The 2,107-nt window shown below is 68.2% G+C and carries 3 protein-coding genes and 1 pseudogene; all 4 read right to left on the bottom strand.

Annotated features, from left to right (window positions below; translation table 11 throughout):
- Positions 1 to 321 (bottom strand): hypothetical protein (locus Cch01nite_RS23085; RefSeq protein WP_444542252.1); only part of this gene is annotated, 321 nt, incomplete at its 3' end.
- A 125-nt stretch (positions 322 to 446) separates the two neighbouring features.
- The gene (locus Cch01nite_RS22555; RefSeq protein WP_203758765.1) at positions 447 to 950 is read right to left on the bottom strand and encodes a hypothetical protein; all 504 of its coding nucleotides are present in this window, start codon (positions 948 to 950) and stop codon (positions 447 to 449) included.
- A gap of 61 nt (positions 951 to 1,011) precedes the next feature.
- The gene (locus Cch01nite_RS22550; protein ID WP_203758764.1) at positions 1,012 to 1,725 is read right to left on the bottom strand and encodes a hypothetical protein; all 714 of its coding nucleotides are present in this window, start codon (positions 1,723 to 1,725) and stop codon (positions 1,012 to 1,014) included.
- Positions 1,726 to 1,871: 146 nt separating this feature from the next.
- Positions 1,872 to 2,107, bottom strand: a pseudogene (locus Cch01nite_RS22545) (TetR/AcrR family transcriptional regulator); the annotation flags it as partial.

Here is a 2,107-nt window from a genome sequence, read left to right as displayed (position 1 = left end):
CGGACGCCGGCGGACGACCCGAGGTCCTCGATCGAGACCCCCCCGAACCCGTGACGGGCGAACAGCCGGGCAGCAGCTTCGAGGAGCGCGCTGCGACGTGTAGTACGACGTGTGCCCGTCGCCCTCGCGGGTCAGCACGTGACTGCCCTGGATCTGGGCAGCGTCGAACACGGCACCGACGTCCTTGCCCTGCAGCGCGCACGTCGCATCCGTGTCGCACCACCGGGCGAAGCGGTCGAACGAGTCCTCGACGGTCCGGATCTCCCCGGCGACCTGCAGGACCTCGGGCAGGCCGTGCTCCAGCGCCGCGTCCAAGGCCATCGCGCGCGTCCGCCGCGGGAACAGCTCGGCGTGGTTCGGGGCGAGCTGGGTGCCGTGCGGTTCCTCACGGACCTCGGCGCGATCCTCGCGAACCCGGGGTCGGTGCAGCGGATGGTGTGAGCTCGTCAGCCGCCGAGAAGTGCCGCGAGCTGCAGACGCTCGTCGGCGTCGAGTCCCACCTGGGCCGTCGCCGTCCACGACGGCGTCACCAGCTCGACGATCGTCCCTGGGTCGAGCTCGACGCGCAGACGTCCTTGCTCCGTGCCCGACACGAGGCTCACCGTGACCTCCCGGTCGTCACCGGTGACGATCTCCGCGAGCTCCCAGTCGTCGCCGGGTCGTCCGTAGACGTGCGCCAGACGCGGCAGGACGAGCGACCACGGCGGCCGCTCCGGCGGGCGCAGCGACGTGCTGGACGACGTCCCGGCGTGGTCGCTGGAGAAGCGTCGCGCGCCGGTCGACCACAACGTGGCCGCGCCGTCGATCCGGACTGCCCATCGGTCCTTGTCGACGAAGAGAAACACCCCCTGCTCGCCGGTCGTACCGTCGGCGAAAGTCGTCGAGAACCGACCCGCAAGGTCGTGCGGCTCGAATGCGAGCATCCGCTCCACAAGTTCGTCGATGTTCACCCTGCTCCTCTCGACAGCCTGCGAGGGAGGCCGCGGTGAGCGCGGCCCCCCTCGCAGAGAGTCACTTGAACTTGCAGCTCACCGTCTTGTAGCACGTCATGCGATCGCTCTGCACGGATCCGAGAATGTTGAGGACCTTGCCCGAGGCCGACATCCGGATCGCGTAGAGGTCGTAGAAGTACTTCTTTCCGTCATACGGAAGCTGGTTGTACCCCTCGCTGTATGCGTCCTCCAGGAAGCTGTAGCTGCTCGTCGCGTACGACGAGCCGTATGCCTCCGGATAGGTGAACACGGTGTCGTCGGTCGCGAGATTGTTGTCCCGACGAATGCGCAACGACCAGATCACGGAGACGGCGGGCGAGGCCGTGTAGCTCATCTTCACGTCTGCCGAGTGGTTATAGATCACCGTCCGAACCGTGACCGGCACCGTGTATCCGACGCCGCTGATGGAGGCGATGATCGGCTCGGTCACGTTGGAGATGTAGTCGCTGGCGACGACCAGCGGAGTCACACCTGCGGCGCACCGTGCCGCCGCGGGCTTCGTCAGCGCGATCGTCTTCGCGACCGGAAGGACCGCCGCGTCGGACTTGGCAAAGACCGTTACCGTGCCGGCGAAACACGCCCAATCCGCACCCGAGCCGCTGTTCCTCGCCGCGTACTCGGCGCAGTCGGTCGCCGGGTCGACCTGACTTGCGGCAGGCTCGCTGCCGCCGGCCACTGCCGACGCCGGCACGGCAAGCCCTCCGAGCGCGATGCTCGCCAGCACGACTGCCACCCACACCCTAGAAGCTCGCACCTGTCCACCTTTCGACGGAAAAGCCGCAGTTCAAGCGATCGACAGGGACGCTATCACTTGAGTCATGGCGGTTATGACACTTCGGCAGATCTCGCACGACCGCCGTGGCCGGAACCTTGGCACCGCTACGGCGCGAGTGCCGCGAGCGCCATCCGCTCGAGGACCGTCCTGGTACGCCCGGCGGTCAGCGACCGGGCCGAGTGCGGAGTCGAGTTCATCAGCCCGAACGTCGCCTGGGCGCGCAGCCGGAGCTCGGCGCGCTCGGTCGACGGGTCGAGCCGAGAAAGGACGTCGACCCACACCTCGACGTAGCGGCGTTGCAGGTCGCGCACCGACTCGCCGTCCGCGGCCGAGAGGGCCG

Origin of the sequence: Cellulomonas chitinilytica, assembly GCF_016862675.1 — a bacterium.
GTDB lineage: Bacteria > Actinomycetota > Actinomycetes > Actinomycetales > Cellulomonadaceae > Cellulomonas > Cellulomonas chitinilytica.
This window is presented reverse-complemented; position numbering and strand designations above follow the sequence as displayed.